A 4,685-nucleotide genomic window follows, 5' to 3' on the forward strand; every position below is an offset into this window, starting at 1 on the left:
TCCCCCTTCGAAGGGGGCAGGGGGATGACTCTACGCCTGCTATGAAACAAGAACTGGAGCTCTATCAATAGCAGGCTCCCCTCCTTCAACAAGGAGGGGCAGGGGTGGTTGGACCCGGAACTGCGGTAGCTTCTTTACCACGCTTATACCTGTCCAATGGCAGCAACAAGAAAGTCCCTCTTTGCGGTAGGAGCCCTCCATAAGAAAGAGAGCATGGGGTCGACAAACAATCCCCCGGACCTTTCCTGTTTTTAGGGGTAGGGTGAATATTTTATTGTAAATTTGTGTAAAACAGCTGCAGTACTATGGCAGAAACATACCTTTCGGACTTCGGAACCATCCTGCTGTTCCTGATTGGCGGTGTGATCTTTGTGATCATAGGTTTGTTCACTTCGAAGCTCATTCGGCCGGACCGGCCGAACGCAGAGAAGCTGACAACCTATGAATCAGGCGAGGAGCCCATCGGCAATTCATGGGTACAGTTCAATCCGCGGTTTTACGTGGTGGCGCTTATCTTTATCATTTTTGATGTGGAGTTGGTTCTCCTTTTTCCATGGGCTACTGTGTTCGGAAGAAGAGAGCTGATCGAGGCAACGGATGGTGTCTGGGGCTGGTTCTCGCTGATCGAGATGTTCATCTTTATTGGTGTGCTGATATTAGGTCTGGCCTATGTCTGGGTCAAAGGCCACCTCGACTGGATAAAGCCCAAGCCGGTCGTGCCGCAAAGCCGCTCCAGGATCCCGATGGATGTATACCAGCGCGTGAACGAACAGAGAAAACAGTTATCAGGAAACAATAAACAGTAAAAAAATAAACAGCGATCAGGAAGCAGTTAACATTTTTGATTTGTATCAAAACGTGAGCAGTTCTGATTATCGTTTATGGAGCACTGGAAAATTATTCTTAATTATTAATTTCTAATTCCTACTTGAATATACCACAGGATAAGACGGGAGAAGGCGGTGTCGTGATCACCAAACTGGACGACCTGCTCAATTGGGCGCGACTCACCTCGCTGTTCCCGATGGGCTTCGGCCTGGCTTGTTGCGCCATCGAGATGATGGGTGCTTATGCCTCCGGGTATGACCTGGACCGTTTCGGCATTATACCGCGTGCTTCTCCCCGCCAGTCTGACGTGATGATCGTGGCCGGTACGGTTACCTTTAAGATGGCAGACCGGGTGCGTAGGCTGTATGAGCAGATGCCGGAGCCGCGCTACGTGATCTCGATGGGCTCCTGCTCCAACTGCGGCGGCCCTTACTGGGAACACGGCTACCATGTGGTCAAGGGCGTAGACAGGATTATACCTGTCGATGTATACGTGCCCGGCTGCCCGCCCCGGCCGGAAGCTTTGATCGGAGGTTTCTTACGTTTACAGGAGATCATCCGCAAGGAAACCATCCGTGCCCCCAGAGCCGTGCAGCAGATCATGGCGAATAGAGTTCAGAATGAAGAATTAGGATTTACGAATGAGGACGCAGGAATGGATAATACGGAAGGGAATAATAATCAGTCAAGGGTGGATATTCCGCAAAACCCAACTGCTTAAATCTATCACTCATTATTCACTCATCCACTCAATCACTCATTCAAAACTAAACAAATGAACTTCGGGGAGCTTAGAGATTTTATCAAAGGAAAGTTTGGCGAAGAGGTGATTGTCTCCGAAAAGCCGGATAACCTGCAACCTTACCTGGTGCTACAGACGGAGCGCCTGGCGGAGGTATGCCTGGAGCTGCATGACAACGAGCTGACTTATTTTGATTCGCTCTCCTGCGTGACAGGTATAGACAATGGGCCCGAAGCAGGCACGATGGAAGTGGTGTATAACCTGTATTCCATACCTTACGACCACCACCTGATGCTCAAAGTGATCGTGCCGCGCAATGCCGAGGGCGAGCCCATCCCCCAGGTGCCGACTGTCAGCTCCATCTGGCGCACGGCCGACTGGCACGAACGGGAAATATTTGACCTGGTGGGAATATACTTCCAGGATCATCCGGATATGCGCCGTATCCTGTGCTCTGCCGACTGGGAAGGACACCCGCTTCGCAAAGACTACAAACTGCAGGACTATTACCACGGCATCAAAGTGCCCTACGATGACCACAACGAGAACAGCGGCTTCAGAGGCGAGCCGGTGCAACTGACCAGCAGGCCGGAGCCATTCACCGACAAACGGGAGAAGCCCAGCTAACAGCCGCTATACCTTGTTACCGCGCCGGCTGATTTGTCAGAGGGCTTTGTAGCGGAGCAGCCAGTAATGCTCCTTCCTGATATACTCAATATCCGTGGCTTTGCCTTCCAGCACTTTTCGCAAAAATTCCTCTGTCGGAAAATTCTTCAGTACTCTGTGTGTACTTCCATTGTCCAGTGTGCGGATCTGGTAGGTATTGCCGGCTTCATCCTGCTCGGCTACAGGCAAACTACTTCCTTCCACATAGTTGTTATCCATCAGCACCACCGTGCCACCTGCCACCACCCGGCTGTTGAGTATATCGATAAATTTAGGCAGGTCCTGCAGCAGAATATGCGACCAGATAAAACCACCGAAAATACTTTCATACCGGACGAGGGTATCCTTCAAACTAAATATATCGGCCTGCTTGAACGTGACCCGCTCTTCCGGATAAGACTTTGCCCTGGCAAGATCGAGCACCGCTTCATTGATATCTGTGGCCAGTATAAAGTTAGCTGCTCTGGCTATACGCTCGGTCCAGTAACCCGTGCCGCACGCAATTTCGAAGACGTGTTTCCCTGCAAATATCTCCTGAAGTATGGCAGTAAGTTCTGAGAGTTCTTCCTGCCGCTCAGGCTTCTGGTATACCTGCTCATACTCCTGTGCCCTCTCTTTGTAGTAAGCAACTAAATCGGTATTCATCTCTTGTTATGTTAGCTTATCGTGAGATCAATATAAAAAATAATTGCCACACAGAAGATATAATATGCTGCATATAAAAGAGAAGAGGCAATAATCCCACATTCAATAGATTATGATAGGGTTATTTTTAATAACGGTTCGGGGTTGGACCAGGTATAGCAGCAGCATGCGGTATACGCTTGTTGTTAGCTTGCTTTCAGCTCGAGTAATTAGATCAGGGCGGTTTTTCTCCTGCGAAGTACCGTCAGCATCAGAAGGCCAAAAGTGATCTCAATAGCGGCACCCACCAAAACCGTGCTTTGGGCAGATGAATTCAAGTTAAACAGAAGGTAGCCAGCTATACCTAATCCTATACCTAAAGCCCAGTAGATCCGTGAACCGTAGAGTGTGGCAAACGTCAGATATCTGCCTCCGATGATGAGGAGCATCCCCTGGAAAAACCATTCTACTTTTTGAAAAGACAGCCCATAGGCCAGCGGCAGGCACATGATCATAAATACTGTTCCTTCCATGCCAAGCTTTCCCAGCAGGTTACTCTGTGCGTGAACACCACTGGCTCCCAGAACTTTATTGAGCAGAATGCTGACAGGGTGAATGAAAACGCCTCCCACTAGTAAGGTCCAGACCGCTTTTTCTGGCGATACATACAGGGCTACAAGTCCGGCAACAAGCCAAGCCGTTCCCGACACCAACACTCCGGTGTAACCATACAGGTAAGCTGCCCGCATATCCTGTTGGGCATCCTTTATGTTATGTAAATCCTGTACAGTGCCTGCCGTAACCTGATCAGCGTCCACCATTTTTATCTTATTCATTCGATTTAATATAATGAGCGTTTGGATTAAGTTTCTAACTTTTTTTGTAGCACTTGCTGCTCACGTCTTGTAGCTAGCGGCAGGCAGGGCGCTCACATCTGAGCTTCCTACGAGGCATTGCCAGTCTGACCCGGCTCTTTCCCCATGAAGCATCCAGCTTGCGGGCAGATGCTGTTGATGATTCGGGCTTTCATTATTAATTCTCTCCTTATTTTGGCGAGAAGCTGCTTATACTACTTCTCCTTTTTCATGGCTGGGGCTTGTGTTTGCTGAACGATAGCAGGGGAGCAAATTTTGACCAGGCATACACGATTCCTGCCCGAATGTATAGGTACAGCCCTGCTGCCACCAGAGTTAAGAATGTCCCAAACCCGGTTGGGAGGACCGCCCCAAATGTAAAGGTCATCGCGATCACAAACCCAAGCAGGCACTCGGCCCGGTATATGGGGAAGAAAATGGCAACCGGAAGCAGTCCTAAAACCAGGTTGCCCGTCATGTCATGATACCCAAAAGAAAAGCAGACTGCTATTAAGATTCCAAATAACAAGGCGCCGGTAAACCTGTAAAGCACATGTAGCAAAGACTTTGTAGTAGCAAGATATGCGTCTTTGTTGCCAAAAACTCTCTTTTGAATGCGATACGTGAGAAACCATGTTAGCACCGGAAGCAACAGAACGCCCCACCAATTTGAAATGGCGGGCAAAGTTTCATCTGCCGCAATATGATGAATGGGTACGCCCCCGTGATAATGCTGCCAAACCAAAAGTGCTCCTATAGTAATGGATACTATACCTGTCAGATAAAGTCGGATTTTGAAGAATTTCTTCCTGTCCATAAGTTCTATATTAAATCGTTCTCTAGTTTATTTATAGATACTCTGTCAATTTCTGCCTGATTGCCAACGGTGGGGTTATCGTGCACCTGCTGCCGCGAGGTGACAACTTTTCTCTTAACATTAACTTCTTCTAGCAGGAAATATAAGTTATAAT

General features: G+C 48.7%; 6 protein-coding genes. 3 read left to right on the forward strand and 3 right to left on the reverse strand.

Annotation, left to right across the window (positions count from 1 at the left end):
* Positions 1-305 precede the first annotated feature (305 nt).
* From OB13_RS18090 to OB13_RS18100, 3 genes are all read left to right on the forward strand, one after another.
* Entirely contained in the window at positions 306-806 is a 501-nt protein-coding gene (locus OB13_RS18090; protein ID WP_461491588.1) for an NADH-quinone oxidoreductase subunit A, read from the forward strand.
* A 122-nt stretch (positions 807-928) separates the two neighbouring features.
* Positions 929-1,549, forward strand: coding sequence for an NADH-quinone oxidoreductase subunit NuoB (gene nuoB / locus OB13_RS18095; RefSeq protein ID WP_461491589.1), 621 nt, complete (start codon positions 929-931; stop codon positions 1,547-1,549).
* Between the two features lie 54 nt (positions 1,550-1,603).
* Positions 1,604-2,197 (forward strand): NADH-quinone oxidoreductase subunit C, encoded by a 594-nt coding sequence (locus OB13_RS18100; RefSeq protein ID WP_461491590.1) that lies wholly within the window; start codon positions 1,604-1,606, stop codon positions 2,195-2,197.
* 36 nt (positions 2,198-2,233) lie between these two features.
* Here OB13_RS18100 and OB13_RS18105 read toward each other — a convergent pair whose 3' ends face one another.
* The 3 genes from OB13_RS18105 to OB13_RS18115 form a co-directional block, all read right to left on the reverse strand.
* Positions 2,234-2,881, reverse strand: a complete 648-nt coding sequence (locus OB13_RS18105) for a class I SAM-dependent methyltransferase (protein WP_461491591.1) — start codon at positions 2,879-2,881, stop codon at positions 2,234-2,236.
* Positions 2,882-3,090: 209 nt separating this feature from the next.
* Positions 3,091-3,696: a DUF7010 family protein gene (locus OB13_RS18110; RefSeq protein WP_461491592.1), complete on the reverse strand. Its 606-nt coding sequence runs from the start codon at positions 3,694-3,696 to the stop codon at positions 3,091-3,093.
* Between the two features lie 247 nt (positions 3,697-3,943).
* Positions 3,944-4,531 (reverse strand): hypothetical protein, encoded by a 588-nt coding sequence (locus OB13_RS18115; RefSeq protein WP_461491593.1) that lies wholly within the window; start codon positions 4,529-4,531, stop codon positions 3,944-3,946.
* Positions 4,532-4,685 lie beyond the last annotated feature (154 nt).

This window comes from Pontibacter sp. HJ8, assembly GCF_054824225.1.

Bases quoted from the DNA above. Each gene is read 5' to 3' on its own strand.
- OB13_RS18100 (WP_461491590.1), top strand. From the start codon at position 1,604: ATGAACTTCGGGGAGCTTAGAGATTTTATCAAAGGAAAGTTTGGCGAA.
- OB13_RS18090 (WP_461491588.1), top strand. From the start codon at position 306: ATGGCAGAAACATACCTTTCGGACTTCGGAACCATCCTGCTGTTCCTG.
- OB13_RS18105 (WP_461491591.1), bottom strand. From the start codon at position 2,881: ATGAATACCGATTTAGTTGCTTACTACAAAGAGAGGGCACAGGAGTAT.
- OB13_RS18110 (WP_461491592.1), bottom strand. From the start codon at position 3,696: ATGAATAAGATAAAAATGGTGGACGCTGATCAGGTTACGGCAGGCACT.
- OB13_RS18115 (WP_461491593.1), bottom strand. From the start codon at position 4,531: ATGGACAGGAAGAAATTCTTCAAAATCCGACTTTATCTGACAGGTATA.